Raw genomic sequence first — 15188 nt, 5'->3', positions numbered from 1 at the left:
TCCTTGCTAGTGCTTTTTGGCGGCGGGGTTTGGTACGGTGCGCGATCTGCCGCGGAACTCGGCGAGGACTTCCTCGCCGCTCCCGGACTCCTGGGTCACGCGGATGTCGTACAGACCGCTGCGGCCGGTCTGGTTGACGAGGGTGGCGGTGGCGGTCAGTTGACGGCCGGAAAACCCCGGATTCATGAAATTAACATCGACGCCGGAGGCAACGGTAATGGTGCTGCCGTCACCATGCGGATCGTTGCAGGCCAGCGCGAAGGCGACGTCGGCGAAGGCAAAAATCATACCGCCCTGCGCCATGCCGAAGCCGTTGAGCATCTCGTCCCGCAAACGCATCCGGATGACAACATCACCGAACTTCGCGCGAACCAGTTCCACGCCCATCCACGCGGCGGCCTGATCGTTGACGAAGGCAGGGTGGAAGGGCTCAGCGTATTCCGCGGCCGGGCTGTCGGGCTGCCCGCCGAGGTTGGTGTCGACGTCGATTCCAGTCATATGCGCCCCTCATTGTTCTTTACCGAATGTTCATTAGGTAATCCTGATTTGTGAGCCAAGTCAAGTCCGCGGGCTTCGCGGCGGGTGCGCCAGGACAGTGCAGCGGCCACAGGGAATACCGCCAGGGCGCCGCCTAGCGGTGGAGCAGCGAAAGCGATGATGGTGAAGATGCCGCCGCCCAGGCCACGCCGTCCACAAGCGCCCAGCCGGCAGCTTGGCGGACCCCGGTTCCGGTTGGCGGAACGACGGCGGCGCCAGACCAGCGTGCTCTGGTTGCCAGGGCGGCAGATCCGGCCAGGAACAGCGCCAAGCCGACAGGCAGGAGTGCGGACATGATGCCAAGGGCCGCCGGGGCCGCCGATGTGAAGACCTCCCCGGACCCTTCCGGACTGCAGAAGAACTGACGGAGATAGAACGGCTGGCGGTCGGACCGAGGCTGCTCACAAAGGGCGGTGGCAAACTTCAGCCCGGACACCGACTAGATCAGTTCGCGGGCATCCAACGCCGCAAGCACGAAGGCGTAGTCCCAGGCCCGGTCCTTCCAGGCTTCGTACCGGCCCGAGGCTCCGCCGTGGCCGCCGTCCATCTCCGTCTTGAGCACAATCGGCTCCGTGCCGGTGGTGGCCTCGCGCAGCCGGGCAACCCACTTGGCCGGTTCCACATAGAGCACACGGGTGTCGTGGAAGCTGGTCACCGCCGCGATGCGCGGATAGGCCACCTCATGCACGTTCTCGTACGGCGTGTAGGACTTCATGTAGGCGTAGACCTCGGGGTCGGTGATCGGATTGCCCCATTCTTCCCACTCGAGGGCGGACAGCGGCAGATCCGGATCAAGGATCGAGGTCAGCGGGTCCACGAACGGCACCTGGGCGACAATGGCGGCGTACCTTTTCGGAGCCAGGTTGGCAATCGCGCCCATCAGCAGGCCACCGGCTGATCCGCCCATCGCAGCGATCCGCGCGGGATCGGCCCAGCCGGATGCTGCCAGCCAGTCGGTGGCGTCGATGAAGTCGGTAAAGGTGTTCTTCTTCGCCAGCTTCTTGCCGTCGTCGTACCACTTGCGTCCCACCTCGCCGCCGCCGCGCACGTGCGCAATGACGAAGACAACGCCGCGATCCAGCAGCGACAGCCGGGCGGTGTTGAAGCCCGGATCCATGCTGACCTCGTAGCTGCCGTAGCCGTAGATGAGCGCAGGATTGGCGGAATTGCGCTCCACTGTGGCCTTGCGGACAACCGAGAGCGGAATCTGCGTCCCGTCCTGCGCGGTGGCCCAGGCCCGCTCGGCAACGTAGTCCTCCGACCGGTAGCCGCCCAGGACCGGCGTCTCCTTGCGCAGGAACAGCTCTCCGGTAGCCAGCTCGTAGTCGTAAACCCGGGGCGGGGTCAGGAACGAGCTGTAGCCGAGCCGGATGACCGGAGCGTCGTAGTCGGAGCCGCCGACGCCGGCGGTGTAGAGCTCTTCGTCGAAGTCCGGCTCCACCGGCTGCGCCTGCCCGGGCATCCCCAGCCCGGCCAACGAGATGACCTGGACGCGCTCGATCGTGTCTTTGCGTACGGACAGCACCACGTGGGTAGCGGTGACCCCCGCGCCGTTGACCCGCACGCCGTCGTCGTGCGCTGTCACGGTATCCCAGCGCTGCTGTGCCAGCGGCTTGGCGAACTCGGCCGCGTCCGCCACGGAAACCATGGAGTTGACCGCGTCCTTGTTGTGCGTGAGCAGGATCTTCTCCACCCCGTCGAGCAGGAACGGTTCGGCCTCGTAGAGGATGCGCTCGTCGCGCGAAATGACGGTACGCAGGCCTGCGTCCTGGTGCGCGAAATCAAGCAGGCGTGTTTCGCTGTATTCGGAGCAGCCGATCCCGATGACCAGATGCCGGCGGTCGGCGGAGAGCTCGAAGCCGGTCCACATCGCCGGATCGTCTTCCTGATAAACAACGACGTCGGCGCTCACCTCGGTGCCGAGCGTGTGGGATTTGATCTGGTACGGCCGCCAGGAATCGTCCACCACGGTGTAGAAGACCTGGCTGCCGTCTGGGGAGAAGGCCAGCGAGTAGAACACGTTCTCCACCACATCCGGCAGCAGCTCGCCGGTCCGCAGGTCCTTGATCCGCAGGGTGAACCGCTCGTCACCGGCGTTGTCCACGGCGTAGGCGTACAGGTTGCCGTCGCGGGTGACCGCCGCGCCACCGAGGGAGAAGAAGGGGTGGCCCTCGGCCTCTGCGTTGCCGTCCAGCAGGATCTGCTCGCCCGGCACTTCGTTGCCCGGTTCAACCTGCGGCGGCGTCCAATCTGCCTTCGTGTCGCCGGTGTCCTGGGCCTTGACCCGGCACTGGATGCCGTACTGCTTGCCCTCCTCCATCCGCCCGTAGTACCACCAGCCGTCCTTGCGCACCGGGACGGAAAGGTCGGTTTCCTGCGTGCGGTTCTTGATCTCGTTGAAGATTGCCTCGCGCAGCGGCTGCTGGTCGGCAGTGACGGCGTCGGTGTACTGGTTTTCGGCCTGCAGGTGGGCCACGACCTCCGGACTGTCCTTCTCGCGGAGCCATTCGTAGTTGTCCACGAACGTGTCCCCGTGATGGGTGCGCTCCACCGGCACCTTCCGGGCGACCGGCGGCTGCGGCAGTCCTGTGTGCGGGGTCCCGGCGGCCGGGCTGGCAGTGCCGATGGTGGGGGAGTCTGCTGCGGTGTCTGCGGGAGAGTGGCTCATGTCCCAAATATATAGACCGCTCATTGCGCCGCGGCATGGTTTGGCTGACAGGTGAACCGAACGTTCGGCGCGTGACGCTTGACTGGCTCGCCGCCGTGACTATATTCTGAACGAACGGTCGGTAAATATTTCGCGCCGGAAATTCCCCCATAGTGAGGTGACCATCATGGCAACGCAGACGCAATCCCCCCGGGACGCACAGTTGCAGCCTGTTCCGTCCGCTGAGGACGAGGCCGGCCAGGCCTACTTTGACAAGATCATCGCCGAGGATTCACGGATCGAGCCGGCGGACTGGATGCCGGCCGGGTACCGGAAGACCCTGACCCGGCAGATTTCCCAGCACGCCCACTCCGAAATCATCGGCATGCAGCCGGAGGCGAACTTCATCACGCGCGCCCCGTCGCTGAAGCGCAAGGCCATCCTGATGGCCAAGGTGCAGGACGAAGCCGGGCACGGCCTCTACCTGTACTCTGCGGCGGAGACCCTGGGCACGCCGCGCGAGGAGCTCTTCGACCAGCTGCTCAGCGGCAAGGCGAAGTACTCGTCCATCTTCAACTACCCGGCGCTCACCTGGGCGGACATGGGTGCCATCGGCTGGCTGGTGGACGGTGCCGCTATCGTCAACCAGGTGCCGCTGTGCCGCGCTTCCTACGGTCCCTACGGCCGGGCGATGGTTCGGGTCTGCAAGGAAGAGTCCTTCCACCAGCGGCAGGGCTTCGAGATCCTCCTCGAGCTCTCCAACGGCACGCCTGCGCAGAAGCAGATGGCCCAGGACGCGGTCAACCGCTTCTACGCTCCGGCGCTTATGATGTTCGGTCCGAACGACGACGAATCCCCGAACTCGCAGCAGTCCATGCGCTGGAACATCAAGCGCTTCTCCAATGACGAGCTGCGCCAGCGCTTTGTCGGCATGATCCAGGAGCAGGTAAAGGTCCTCGGACTGACCCTGCCCGATGATGAGATCCGCTTCAACGAAGAAACCGGCAAATGGGAGTACGGCGAGCTCGATTGGAACGAGTTCTACGAGGTCCTCAAGGGCCGCGGCCCCTGCAATGCCCAGCGGATGGAACGCCGCCGCGAGGCGCACGAGAACGGCGCATGGGTACGCGAAGCAGCAGCTGCCTACGCAGCTAAGAAGGCACAGAAAGCACAGGTAGCCTAATGGCAACATCAGACCAGACCGCAATGGGGACGTCGGATAAGACGCCCGCCACGGAAATCGGCCATTCGCCGGAGAAGGCCCCCTGGCCGCTCTGGGAGGTTTTCGTCAGGTCATCCCGCGGACTTTCGCACGTGCACGCAGGGTCGCTGCACGCACCGGACGCCGAGATGGCCGTGCGCAACGCGCGGGATCTGTACACACGGCGCAACGAAGGCGTATCGCTGTGGGTAGTGCCGGCGTCGTCGATCATTGCCAGCGATCCGGATGCCAAGGGTGAGTTCTTCGAATCGCCCAAGGGCAAGGACTACCGCCACGCCACGTACTACAAGAAGAGTGAAGGGGTGAAGCACCTGTGAGCGGCGAAAGCGCAACACGCATCACGCCGGGCAACGCCCTGCGTCCTGAGGACGTGGCCGAGCGGGTTGCCGGTGGTATTAAGGTCGGCGAAGACGTCGGCGAATACGCCCTGCGGCTCGGAGATGACGCCCTGATCCTGGCCCAGCGGCTCGGCTGGTGGATCTCCCGCGCGCCCGAGCTCGAAGAGGACGTGGCCCTGGGCAACATCGCCCTGGACATGCTGGGGCACGCTCGCTCGTTCCTCACCTACGCCGGCTCCGCCTGGGGCAAGACCGAGGATGACCTGGCGTACTGGCGCGGCGAGGCAGAATTCCGCTCCTGCTTCCTGGTCGAGCAGCCCAACGGCGACTTCGGCAAGACCATCGCCCGCCAGCTGGTGTTCTCCATCTTCCAGCATGAGCTGTACTCACGGCTGATCGATTCCGCGGACGAGACGATCGCCGCTATCTCGGCCAAGGCGCTCAAGGAAGTGGATTACCACCGGGACCATGCGATCCAGTGGACCATCCGCCTCGGCGACGGCACGGAGGAGTCCAAGCTCCGCATCCAGGCCGGCCTCGACTCGGTCTGGCCCTACGTGGCCGAGCTGTTCCAAGATGACGAACTCATCGAACGCCTCGGCGGCGTTGCCGCGCGTCCATCCGAAATGCGCGAACCCTTCGACGCGCTCATGGCGCAGGTGCTGGACGAAGCAGGGCTGGAGCTCCCCGACGTGCAGCCGGCCATGACCGGCGGCCGTACCGGCAAGCACAGCGAACACCTGGGCTACATCCTCGCGGAGATGCAGGTCATCGCGCGCGAGCACCCCGGCGCCACCTGGTAAACCGGCAACAGCCAAGACGAGCCAACAAAGATAACGGAGCAGGTTATGTCTACCAACACAGCAGTGCGCCCGGCCGAGGCTGAAGCAGCCCGGGCCTGGGACATCGCGGCGACGGTCTGCGACCCTGAGATTCCCGTCATCAATATCGCCGAGCTGGGAATCCTACGCAGTGTCGACGTCGTGCCCGGGGAATTCGACGGCAACGGCAACCCGGCATTGGACGTGACCATCACGCCCACCTATTCCGGCTGCCCCGCCATGGACGCCATCAAGGACGACGTCGTTGCCGCCTTGGGCGAACAAGGTTACGGTGACGTGCGGGTCAGGCTCGTCTTGGCGCCGGCCTGGACTACGGACTGGATGACGGATTCGGGCAAGGCCAAGCTGGAGGAGTACGGCATCGCGCCGCCCACCGGCATGGCTGCCCTCCGTACCGGTCCGATCAGCCTGGGCCTCAGCGTGAAATGCCCGCAGTGCAACTCGCTCAACACCCGTGAACTGACCCGGTTTGGCTCCACCTCCTGCAAGGCGCTCTATCAGTGCAATGAGTGCAAAGAACCTTTCGATTACTTCAAGGTGCTCTAAATGACTACTTCCACATCGCCGGCCTCAGCTTCCGACGCTTCCGGCGGTACCGCCACCGACGCGCCGGCCAAGAAGCGGGGGTCCTTCCACCCGCTGAGCGTTGCCGAGGTCCGCCGCCTCACCGACGAGGCCATCGAGGTCATGTTCGCCGTGCCCGAGGAACTGCAGGGCCAGTACGACTATGTCCCGGGCCAGTACGTAGCGCTGCGCACCACGATGGAGGGCCAGGAAGTCCGCCGCAGCTACTCCATCTGCGCCGAGCCACGCCCGGGCGAGATCCGCGTGGCAATCAAGCGCGACATCGGCGGCTTGTTCTCCAACTGGGCCAACGAGAACCTCAAGGTCGGCGACGTCCTGGACGTCATGAGCCCCACCGGCGCGTTCATCTCCAAGCACCAGATGACGGAGATCAACCACCCGGAATCCATCGACACGGACGCCGAAGACGTTTTTGTGGCGTTCGCCGCCGGCTCCGGTATCACGCCGGTAATCTCCATCGCCCGCACCGTTTTGGCCGCGAACCCCAACGTCCGGTTTGACCTGGTCTACGCGAACAAAGCCGCCATGGACGTCATGTTCGTGGAGGAGCTGGCGGACCTGAAGGATAAGTACCCGGCCCGCTTTGCCCTGCACCACGTGCTCTCCCGCGAACAGCGCATCTCGCCGCTGCTCTCCGGGCGGATCGACGCCGAAAAACTCACCAGCCTCTTCGACGACGTGCTGCGCACCGACGACGTCGACGAGTGGTTCCTCTGCGGTCCGTTCGAACTGGTCCAGCTCTGCCGGGACACCCTGGCCGAGCGCGGCGTGCCAGCGGAGAAAATCCGGTTCGAGCTCTTCACCACCGGCGAGCCGAACAAGCCGCAGGGCAACATCGGTCGCCCGGTCGAGGTGGACCCGAACGCGGACAACTTCGAAATCAACTTCCAGCTCGACGGGCTCTCCGCCCAGGTGGCCAGCCCCAAGCATGCCCGCGAAACCGTGCTCAACGCGGCCCTGCGTGTCCGTCCCGACGTTCCGTTCGCCTGCGCCGGCGGCGTCTGCGGCACCTGCCGCGCCAAGGTTGTCTCCGGGACGTTCGAGATGGAGGAGAACTACGCGCTGGAGCCGGAAGAGATCGAGCGCGGCTACGTGCTGACCTGCCAGACCCGGCCCACCGGCGATGAAATCACCGTCAACTACGACGCGTAGACGCCGCTGAATTTACCTGCACTGCACCTGCACCGAAGGAGAAAACCGTGGGCATGATCGAGCTGTCGATCGAAAACAACGTCGCCGAAGTGGTGCTGAACGCGCCGCAGAAGATGAACGCGCTCAACGAAGACGCTTTGGCTGAACTGGAAAAGGCGTACGACGACGCTGCCGCGGCCGCCGCTGACGGTTCCGTCCGTGCGTTGCTGCTCCGCGGTGAAGGCCGGGGCTTCTGCGCCGGACGCGACATCTCCGGCGTCGTGCCCGAAACCGATGACGCTTACGGCTACCTCGGCAATCTTGTGACGCCGCTGCTGAAGAAGATGGCTGCCTTCCCGGCACCCACGTTCGCAGCGGCACAGGGTGCCTGCCTCGGCGTCGGCCTGGGATTGCTCATCGCCACCGACGTGGTCTACGTTGCCGACAACGCGAAGATCGGCTCGCCCTTCGCCAACCTTGGTGCCACCCTTGATTCCGGCGGCCACTGGTTGTTCACCGAGCGGCTCGGCGCCCACCGCACACTGGATCTGATCTACACGGCGGACCTGATGAGCGGCGAAGAAGCTGTCCGGGCCGGCCTGTTCAGCCGGACCATGCCGGCGGATGAACTGCTGGACAGCACGCGCGCCACGGTAGCCAGGGTCGCCCAGGGTGCAACGGGTGCTTTCCGCGCGTCGAAGGAACTGGTGGCGAACATCCGGGACCAACGGCTGGGACTGTGGTCCGCCGTCGAAGAAGAAAACACCGCTCAGGGCGAGCTGTGCAAGAGCGAAGACTACACCGAGGGTTTCAAAGCGTTCCAGGAAAAGCGCAAGCCGGTCTTCAAGGGCTAGAAACACGTGGCAGATCGACTGCCAGTCCCTCCGTACCCTTGACATGTCATGCGTCCGGGCAGAGAATTTATCAAACTGATTTTCTAACCCGATGAAACGATGCGAGCTGGGGAAACCCACAAGGCATGGCAGGGCTGGTCCGCTTCTGCGGCCACATGGGGGAGGGCAGTTCCGCAACGCGAGGCTGTTGCAGTCGGAGCGCACCAGCCCTGACCATGGTTAGCGGAACGCCGCCGGGAAAAACCCGGCGGCACTGCCGTTTAAGGCAGGTTTATTAACCGGCTTTCAGGGGGATCCGATTAATAATTCACGGAACCTTGACGGGCCCGGCCTTTATCGAGTGTCGAGGTCCTCGAACACGAGGAACGTTTGCGTGTCCAGAATCCCCGGCATTGACTGGATCTGGTCAAAAATCACCCGGCGCAGATCCACGTTGTCGATGGCGCGCACCAGCAGGATCACGTCAAAGTTGCCGCCGACAAGCGCGATGTGATGGACCTCGGGTATGGCTCGTAGTGCTTCCCGCAGTTCTCGCCAGGAATGTTGACGCAACTTCAGGGTCACATAGGCCGAAGACTTCAAACCGGCCTTGATCGGATCCACCAGCGCCGTGAACTTCGTCAAGACTCCGGCTTCGGTCAGACGAGCGATACGCGAATACGCGTGTGCGCGGGAAATGTGCACATTCTCGGCTACGGAAGTTACCGACAACCGGCCGTCCCGGGTTAGCTCCGACAGGATCTTGCGATCAATGTCGTCCAGCTTCGGCGAATCGCCATCTGTCATTCGTCTACACCTCGTTTAGTTAGGCAGCTCACAATTGCAATTCGTCCATAAGAATACGGCGTCCGAAGTGAAAATTCCATGATTTCTACTGGAAGTGGATACGAATAGTCATCCGAACGCATACTAAAGCCACACAGTTTCTACTCTCCGGCACAGCTGCGGTGAACGATTATCCGCCTGGCGGCCAACAGTATGCGAAGGATTCGAGGGAGCAAACGATGACTATCTCAACCGGAAACCCGCTCGAGGGATCGATGCAGGACCCCTCCCGCCGCTCAGACCTGGATCACGAGGCAACGGCCGAGTCCTACATGCTGCCGTCCGGGCAGCCGGTCCAGCTGGTGGATCCGGACGGCCGCCACGTCCACAATGACAAATACCCCCTGCCGGACGGCGAAGCCCTGCTGGCTGCCTACCGTGAACTCGTCGTCGGCCGCCGTGTCAATGACCAGGCCAATGCGCTGGTGCGTCAGGGCCGCATGGCCGTCTATCCGTCCTCGCATGGGCAGGAAGCCTGCCAGGTTGCGGCAGCCGTCTGCATCGACAAGCAGGACTGGCTCTTCCCTACCTACCGCGACACTGTCGCAGTGCTGGCCCGGGGCGTGGATCCCATCCAGGCGCTCACCCTGCTGCGAGGCGACTGGCACAGCGGGTACGACCCGTACGAACATAACGTTTCCATCCAGGCCACGCCGCTGGCCACCCAGCTGCTGCACGCCGTCGGGGTGGCCCACGCGGCCAAGCTCAAGGGTGAGAACACCGTTGTAGTCGCCATGTGCGGCGACGGTGCAACCAGCGAAGGCGACTTCCACGAGGCGCTGAACTTTGCAGCCGTCTTCCACGTGCCGGTGGTGTTTTTCGTTCAGAACAACCAGTACGCCATCTCTGTGCCGTTGCACCACCAGACCGTAGCGCCGTCGTTAGCCCATAAGGCCATTGGCTATGGCATGCCGGGGGAGCGGGTCGACGGCAATGACCTCGCGGCGCTGCTATCCGTCCTGGGCAAGGCCGTCGAACGGGCGCGGGACGGCGGCGGGCCGGCACTGGTGGAAGCACACACCTACCGCATGCAGTCCCACACCAACGCGGACGATGCCACCCGCTACCGCAAGGACGACGAGGTCCAGCAGTGGGTGCCGAAGGATCCGATCCAGCGTATGCGCACCTATCTGACTGACCTCAACCTGCTGGACGAAGAAGTGGAAAAGAACATTGCCGAGAAGGCGGAGACTGTGGCAGCTGCAATGCGGGACGGGCTGAACGCCGAGTCCGAGGTGGATCCGGAGGACCTGTTCCGCTACGTATTCACCGAAAAGACCAGCCAGCTGCGCGAACAAGCGGCCAAGCTGCGCGACGAGCTGTCACGCGAATCGGCCTAGCTGCTACCACCAGAGGAACCCACCATGAGCACAACACTGACGTTTGCCAAGGCGCTTAACACGGCACTGGCCGATGAGATGGAATCGGATTCGACCGTCGTCGTATTTGGTGAAGATGTCGGCCCTCTCGGCGGCGTCTTCCGGATTACCGACGGCCTGACGGCCCGTTTCGGCGAGGAGCGCTGCTTCGACACGCCGCTGGCCGAGTCCGGCATTATGGGTATGGCAATCGGCATGGCGATGAACGGGCTGCGTCCGGTGGTGGAGATGCAGTTCGATGCCTTCGCTTACCCGGCCTTCGAGCAGGTCGTTTCGCACGTTGCCAAGATGCCGAACCGGACCAAGGGCAAGGTCAAGCTGCCCATGGTTATCCGCATTCCGTACGCGGGTGGCATTGGCGGTGTGGAGCACCATTGTGACTCCTCCGAGTCCTACTATGCACACACGCCCGGGCTGACAGTGGTGGCGCCGGCGACCGTGCAGGACGCCTACACGATGCTCCGCGACGCCATCCGCCACCCGGACCCGGTGGTATTCCTGGAGCCGAAGAAGCTGTACTGGTCCAAGGAAGACCTGGAGCTGGAGTCCCTGCGCGAATCCGTCGGGTCCTTCGGACGTGCTGTCGTTGCGCGCGAGGGCAGCGATGCCACGCTGATTGCCTACGGACCCTCAGTGTCGACCGCCTTGAACGCCGCAGCCGCCGCTGCCGAAGAAGGCCGGTCGCTGGAGGTCATCGACGTGCGTTCCATCGTTCCTTTCGACGATGAAACAGTGGCGGCGTCCGTGCGTAAGACGGGCCGCGCCGTCGTTATTGCCGAGGCCCCTGGCTTTGCCTCGGTGGCCTCGGAAATCGTGGCCCGGGTGCAGGAACGCTGTTTCCACTCGCTGGCAGCGCCGGTCCTGCGCGTCACCGGTTTTGACATTCCTTACCCGGCGCCGAAGCTGGAGCAGTTCTACTTGCCCAGCGTGGACCGCATCCTTGACGCCGTGGATGATCTTCAGTGGGAGGACGCATAATCATGTCACGTCAGGTATTCAACCTCCCGGACCTGGGCGAGGGACTGACCGATGCCGAGCTGGTCAACTGGCTGGTCAATGTCGGCGATGAAATCAAGGTCGACCAGCCGATCGCCGAAGTCGAAACCGCGAAGTCCATGGTGGAAGTACCCAGTCCGTTTGCCGGCACCGTTGCCGAATTACACGGCGCGGCCGGGGACACCATTGATGTCGGAAAACCGTTGATTTCCGTCGACGCCGCAGGAGCCGCTGGTTCTGCCGGGCCCTCCGGGGCTTCCATTTCAGCTGCCGGCGGGGCACGCGCTGCCGAAGCGCATCCCGACGCCGAAGCGTACCGGAACGAGGAACGGGCCGGCGTCCAAGCCCCGGCTGAGCCTGCTGAGCCCGCCGAAGAAGGCGGATCCGGAAATGTCCTCATCGGCTACGGAACACCGGGCGGCCATGGCGGCGCCAAGCGTACCCGTCGGCCAAAGGGGAGTGCAGGCGGGCGGGCCGGGACAGCCGCTCCTGTGGCTGAGCCGAGGGCCGTCCCCGCTGCAGCGCCCGCAGTTGCTGCAGCGCCTGATCGTGCACCGCGGGCCGCCGTAGCCCAGGCTGTGCGAGCTGCCGAAGCCGGCGAACCACAGGCTCCGGCGGCTCCCGGGTCGTCCAATGGATCGGCTCCTATTGGTCTGGCTCCGCAAGTGATTTCACCGCTGGTGCGAAAAATGGCCCGGGACGGTGGACTCAGTATTTCCGGGATGCACGGTTCGGGCCCCGGTGGACTGATCCTGCGCCGGGACGTTGAAGCTGCGCTCGCGGGCCTAAGCGAAAGCCCTGCAGCCGCGGGAGCGGCCGACGCCGCTTCCATCACTACGGCTGCCGGCAGCGGTGCTGGTGATGCGCGCACTGGCCTTGGGATCGCTACCCGCACGCCCATGAAGGGTGTGCGGAAGACGGTAGCTGCGGCTATGTCGCAGAGCCGGCGGGAGATTCCGGAAGCCACAGTATGGGTAGACGTGGATGCCACCGCTCTGCTTGAGATGCGGGCCGCGTTGAAGAAGCAGGATCCCGACAATACTCCGGGTCTCCTGGCTTTCATTGCCCGTTTCGTAACTGCAGGTTTGGCCAAGTTCCCTGAACTCAATACTCGTGTGGAAAACGATGAGATTGTGGGCTTTGACGGCGTGAACCTCGGCTTTGCAGCACAAACGGATCGTGGGCTGATGGTTCCCAGCATCCGTAGAGCCGATAAGCTCAGCGCCCGTGAACTCGATGCCGAGATACGCCGGCTGGCTGCGGTTGCCCGCGAAGGCAAAGCCACTCCGACAGAACTGACCAGCGGAACCTTTACGCTGAACAACTACGGGGTCTTTGGAGTGGACGGCAGCGCAGCCATCATCAATTACCCAGAAGTGGCGATCCTTGGGGTTGGCCGGATCATCGATAAGCCGTGGGTCGTCGATGGACAGCTGGCGGTGCGTAAAGTCACCGAGCTGACTCTGGCCTTCGACCACCGAGTTTGCGACGGCGGAACAGCCGGCGGCTTCCTCCGGTACATAGCGGATGCCATTGAAAGCCCGGGATCGGTTCTCGCCGACCTCTGACTTTGCTGTTCTTTGTCAGGCTGCACGGTAGTAGAGGAAGTCGATGCGGCCGAGGGCCTGTTCGAAGATTGACACCGGCTCTGGCATGTCGTCCGGTTGCGCGGTTGCCGGTGGTGTGCCGGGCAGTGCCGGTGCGGTGGATAGGTAGGTGTGCCCGGTCGGGGTGGTGGTTTCCACCGTGTGCCGCGGTCCGGGGACGGTTTGGGCGTGCCAGCCCCCTGATTCCTTCGCGAGATTACAGGCCTCACATAGGCCTTGACCATTGATCTCGCTGGTCTCCCCGTTGTTGCGCCAGGGCACGACGTGGTCGTGGTGGCGGATCGGCGCGTCGCACCAGGGGGTGCGGCAGAGCTGGTCCCTGGCCTGGATCATCCGCTGCATGCCGGCCGGCATCAACCTTGCCCGCGAATCCATGCCGAGCAGCTGCCCGGTGCCCGGCGCGGTGTAGAGCCGGCGGACCCACACTTCCACCTCCGTCGCATCACCCGCATCGCCGGGGGCTCTTCGCTTCGGACCGGGAGGCCCGGTCGCCGTGCCGGCTTCTCCTGTAATGCCGGCGTCGCTGTCGCCGGTATCTCCGTTCCCGGCAGCAGCATCGATGACCGGTTCCGGTTCGCCAGTTCCTGGCGGACCGGATGCCGTAGCGCCGCCCCCAGTGCCAGGATTGGCTGTGCCAGCACCGGCTTCGCCTTGCCTAACTGCACCCTTTTCCGGCTTGCTGGCGATGGAGGCGTCTTTGCCATCGTTCCCGTTCTCGGTGTCGGTGCCTGTGTCTTCGGTGCGGATCAGGTTACGGGCCCATTGGGCGGGGACGATGCCGTACCCGGCCAGGTGCGCCGGCTCGGAGTCACCCTGGAACAGGGTGCGGTCGGTCATGACCAGCTGCACCTCGATCTTTGCCGGGTTCTCGGCCGGTTGGCCGGTGACGCGTTCGACGAAGATGTCGGCCATCAGCTGTCCCCGGGAGCGTTCGTCGCCCTGCGCCTTCATCCGGTCGGCTTCCTTGGTCAGGGCCGCGAGGACGGCCACGCCCTGTGTCACCGGCACCAGGCAGCTCACCTGGGCCATGGTGTCCGGCGCCGGACGGCAGGAGACGTGGCGTTCGTTTTCGGCTTTCGCGGACCGGCGGACCACCGACAACGGGTCCAGCCGCAGCGCGGCCTGCTTCGCCATCGCCCCGATCTGTTTATCCCCGCACCCTTGCAGCGTCTTCGGATCAGCACACAACTCCCGGTCGATGCGGGCGCGGTCTTCCACGCTCAGGCACGCGGTTTCGCGGACCAGGATGGTCGCCCGCCACTCGTTCAGCCGGCCCTCCGCCAACGCCCTATAGCTGTGGGGCATTTCCCTGATCAGCGTGGTCGCCATCCCCAGGTGCTTACCGCCCCGGTTCGGCGAATCCTTCCTGGCCAGCCCGATCTCCTTCGCCAGGCCGCGGCCCCGCCGCTCCACCGGGACCCCGGCCGCCCCCCGGGCCTCCCTACGGGAAGCCACAAACGCCTCGGTCTCGCGGGCCTGCCCCGCAGCCGAGGCGGCCTTGAGCTCCTCCAGCGCGGCGATCCGGTCAATCCGCACCCCCTCGGAAACCTCCTGGTCCATGTCCGCCAGCTCCAGGATCATTGAGCGGACCAGGGCAGCACCCGGATCACCGGGAACCGGCTTCACCGGATCCATCTCAGCTGGAACGATTGACTCGAACATAGTTTCGATTCTAGTGTGAGGGTGATGGAGGGTACAAGGGTTTCCTGTGGCGGTGGATAACCAGAAGGTGGCGCTAGGTAGGAGGGAAAGGCCGAAGCTGTTGACCGCCTGTGAAGCCTCGCGCGGCACCACCCAGTGGCGGCCCGAACCCCGGCCGTGCAAATCCCTGTACCGCCGACATTGCCCGGGCTACCCTTGTGACATGAAAGCTCTTCCTGAGGCCTACGAACTGTATTTGGCCGGACTGAGTGCCGCGGAGGCAGACGCCATTCGTCCGGTATTTCTGGAGTCTGTGGCGGAAGGCGACCATGGGATTCTGATCCGTGGCGCGGGGTCACACCATGTCCAGGCGCTGGTCGACCCTCGTGTCCCCTTTGGCGAGATCCATGAAGGGTATATGTGGGACTGATGGACCAGTAAATCGGTTTCCGTTCCCACCCCACCGGAGCGAGGCTGTTCGGTTACGCGCTATCCGGTCTGTGACTGTTTCCTTCCCGCTCACCGCGATACGGTTGGGGTTGGGCGCGCAATGACGCTGCGTCCGGGAACAGATCCAGGAGGAA

15 protein-coding genes are annotated in these 15188 nt (G+C 64.2%); 10 read left to right on the top strand and 5 right to left on the bottom strand.

Translation table 11 applies throughout. The features are described from left to right. Positions 1-6: 6 nt before the first annotated feature. The 3 genes from AC20117_RS02375 to AC20117_RS02365 form a co-directional block, all read right to left on the bottom strand. The gene (locus AC20117_RS02375) at positions 7-387 is read right to left on the bottom strand and encodes a hotdog fold thioesterase (RefSeq protein WP_236777530.1); all 381 of its coding nucleotides are present in this window, start codon (positions 385-387) and stop codon (positions 7-9) included. Between the two features lie 244 nt (positions 388-631). Continuing rightward, positions 632-832 (bottom strand): hypothetical protein, encoded by a 201-nt coding sequence (locus AC20117_RS23205; protein ID WP_139186793.1) that lies wholly within the window; start codon positions 830-832, stop codon positions 632-634. A gap of 144 nt (positions 833-976) precedes the next feature. Next, positions 977-3205: a S9 family peptidase gene (locus AC20117_RS02365; RefSeq protein ID WP_074701150.1), complete on the bottom strand. Its 2229-nt coding sequence runs from the start codon at positions 3203-3205 to the stop codon at positions 977-979. Between the two features lie 166 nt (positions 3206-3371). Between AC20117_RS02365 and paaA the strand changes: the two genes are divergently transcribed. Genes paaA through AC20117_RS02335 form a run of 6 tightly spaced genes read left to right on the top strand, consistent with a single transcriptional unit; the run spans position 3372 to position 8156 of the window. After that, positions 3372-4367, top strand: coding sequence for a 1,2-phenylacetyl-CoA epoxidase subunit PaaA (paaA, locus tag AC20117_RS02360; protein WP_074703279.1), 996 nt, complete (start codon positions 3372-3374; stop codon positions 4365-4367). A 23-nt stretch (positions 4368-4390) separates the two neighbouring features. Beyond that, on the top strand, positions 4391-4723 hold the full coding sequence (gene paaB / locus AC20117_RS02355; protein ID WP_074703278.1) for a 1,2-phenylacetyl-CoA epoxidase subunit PaaB: 333 nt from the start codon (positions 4391-4393) through the stop codon (positions 4721-4723). Then, a complete protein-coding gene (paaC, locus tag AC20117_RS02350) occupies positions 4720-5547 on the top strand; it encodes a 1,2-phenylacetyl-CoA epoxidase subunit PaaC (RefSeq protein WP_074701151.1) in 828 nt (275 codons plus the stop codon). The genes paaB and paaC overlap by 4 nt, the downstream gene beginning before the upstream one ends. A gap of 45 nt (positions 5548-5592) precedes the next feature. Next, on the top strand, positions 5593-6132 hold the full coding sequence (paaD, locus tag AC20117_RS02345; protein ID WP_074701152.1) for a 1,2-phenylacetyl-CoA epoxidase subunit PaaD: 540 nt from the start codon (positions 5593-5595) through the stop codon (positions 6130-6132). Continuing rightward, on the top strand, positions 6133-7323 hold the full coding sequence (paaE, locus tag AC20117_RS02340; protein ID WP_083339775.1) for a 1,2-phenylacetyl-CoA epoxidase subunit PaaE: 1191 nt from the start codon (positions 6133-6135) through the stop codon (positions 7321-7323). It abuts the gene before it with no gap. A gap of 53 nt (positions 7324-7376) precedes the next feature. Beyond that, positions 7377-8156 carry an enoyl-CoA hydratase/isomerase family protein gene (locus AC20117_RS02335; RefSeq protein WP_074701153.1) on the top strand — a complete coding sequence of 260 codons (780 nt, stop codon included), beginning with the start codon at positions 7377-7379 and terminating at the stop codon, positions 8154-8156. A gap of 333 nt (positions 8157-8489) precedes the next feature. Here the strand turns inward: AC20117_RS02335 and AC20117_RS02330 are convergent, their stop codons facing one another. Then, positions 8490-8942, bottom strand: a complete 453-nt coding sequence (locus AC20117_RS02330; protein WP_074701154.1) for an Lrp/AsnC family transcriptional regulator — start codon at positions 8940-8942, stop codon at positions 8490-8492. 254 nt (positions 8943-9196) lie between these two features. Here AC20117_RS02330 and pdhA point away from each other — a divergent pair, with 254 nt between their 5' ends. Genes pdhA through AC20117_RS02315 form a run of 3 tightly spaced genes read left to right on the top strand, consistent with a single transcriptional unit; the run spans position 9197 to position 12924 of the window. Next, positions 9197-10321, top strand: a complete 1125-nt coding sequence (gene pdhA, locus AC20117_RS02325) for a pyruvate dehydrogenase (acetyl-transferring) E1 component subunit alpha (RefSeq protein ID WP_074703281.1) — start codon at positions 9197-9199, stop codon at positions 10319-10321. Between the two features lie 24 nt (positions 10322-10345). Further along, on the top strand, positions 10346-11338 hold the full coding sequence (locus tag AC20117_RS02320) for an alpha-ketoacid dehydrogenase subunit beta (RefSeq protein ID WP_074701155.1): 993 nt from the start codon (positions 10346-10348) through the stop codon (positions 11336-11338). 2 nt (positions 11339-11340) lie between these two features. Continuing rightward, the gene (locus tag AC20117_RS02315; protein WP_074701156.1) at positions 11341-12924 is read left to right on the top strand and encodes a dihydrolipoamide acetyltransferase family protein; all 1584 of its coding nucleotides are present in this window, start codon (positions 11341-11343) and stop codon (positions 12922-12924) included. A 15-nt stretch (positions 12925-12939) separates the two neighbouring features. On the opposite strand, the gene AC20117_RS23775 is transcribed toward AC20117_RS02315, so the two are convergent. Next, positions 12940-14625: an HNH endonuclease gene (locus tag AC20117_RS23775; RefSeq protein WP_074701157.1), complete on the bottom strand. Its 1686-nt coding sequence runs from the start codon at positions 14623-14625 to the stop codon at positions 12940-12942. 202 nt (positions 14626-14827) lie between these two features. Here AC20117_RS23775 and AC20117_RS23200 point away from each other — a divergent pair, with 202 nt between their 5' ends. Next, the gene (locus tag AC20117_RS23200; protein ID WP_074703282.1) at positions 14828-15034 is read left to right on the top strand and encodes a hypothetical protein; all 207 of its coding nucleotides are present in this window, start codon (positions 14828-14830) and stop codon (positions 15032-15034) included. Positions 15035-15188: the final 154 nt, after the last annotated feature.

The organism is Arthrobacter crystallopoietes, from assembly GCF_002849715.1.
GTDB lineage: Bacteria > Actinomycetota > Actinomycetes > Actinomycetales > Micrococcaceae > Crystallibacter > Crystallibacter crystallopoietes.
This window is presented reverse-complemented; position numbering and strand designations above follow the sequence as displayed.

What these genes read in the sequence shown, in the direction of transcription:
- paaD (WP_074701152.1), top strand. Translation starts at nt 5,593, where the DNA reads ATGTCTACCAACACAGCAGTGCGCCCGGCCGAGGCTGAAGCAGCCCGG.
- AC20117_RS23775 (WP_074701157.1), bottom strand. Translation starts at nt 14,625, where the DNA reads ATGTTCGAGTCAATCGTTCCAGCTGAGATGGATCCGGTGAAGCCGGTT.
- AC20117_RS02365 (WP_074701150.1), bottom strand. Translation starts at nt 3,205, where the DNA reads ATGAGCCACTCTCCCGCAGACACCGCAGCAGACTCCCCCACCATCGGC.
- AC20117_RS02315 (WP_074701156.1), top strand. Translation starts at nt 11,341, where the DNA reads ATGTCACGTCAGGTATTCAACCTCCCGGACCTGGGCGAGGGACTGACC.
- AC20117_RS23200 (WP_074703282.1), top strand. Translation starts at nt 14,828, where the DNA reads ATGAAAGCTCTTCCTGAGGCCTACGAACTGTATTTGGCCGGACTGAGT.
- paaB (WP_074703278.1), top strand. Translation starts at nt 4,391, where the DNA reads ATGGGGACGTCGGATAAGACGCCCGCCACGGAAATCGGCCATTCGCCG.
- paaA (WP_074703279.1), top strand. Translation starts at nt 3,372, where the DNA reads ATGGCAACGCAGACGCAATCCCCCCGGGACGCACAGTTGCAGCCTGTT.
- AC20117_RS02330 (WP_074701154.1), bottom strand. Translation starts at nt 8,942, where the DNA reads ATGACAGATGGCGATTCGCCGAAGCTGGACGACATTGATCGCAAGATC.
- pdhA (WP_074703281.1), top strand. Translation starts at nt 9,197, where the DNA reads ATGCAGGACCCCTCCCGCCGCTCAGACCTGGATCACGAGGCAACGGCC.
- AC20117_RS02320 (WP_074701155.1), top strand. Translation starts at nt 10,346, where the DNA reads ATGAGCACAACACTGACGTTTGCCAAGGCGCTTAACACGGCACTGGCC.
- paaE (WP_083339775.1), top strand. Translation starts at nt 6,133, where the DNA reads ATGACTACTTCCACATCGCCGGCCTCAGCTTCCGACGCTTCCGGCGGT.
- AC20117_RS02335 (WP_074701153.1), top strand. Translation starts at nt 7,377, where the DNA reads ATGATCGAGCTGTCGATCGAAAACAACGTCGCCGAAGTGGTGCTGAAC.
- AC20117_RS02375 (WP_236777530.1), bottom strand. Translation starts at nt 387, where the DNA reads ATGGGCGTGGAACTGGTTCGCGCGAAGTTCGGTGATGTTGTCATCCGG.
- AC20117_RS23205 (WP_139186793.1), bottom strand. Translation starts at nt 832, where the DNA reads ATGTCCGCACTCCTGCCTGTCGGCTTGGCGCTGTTCCTGGCCGGATCT.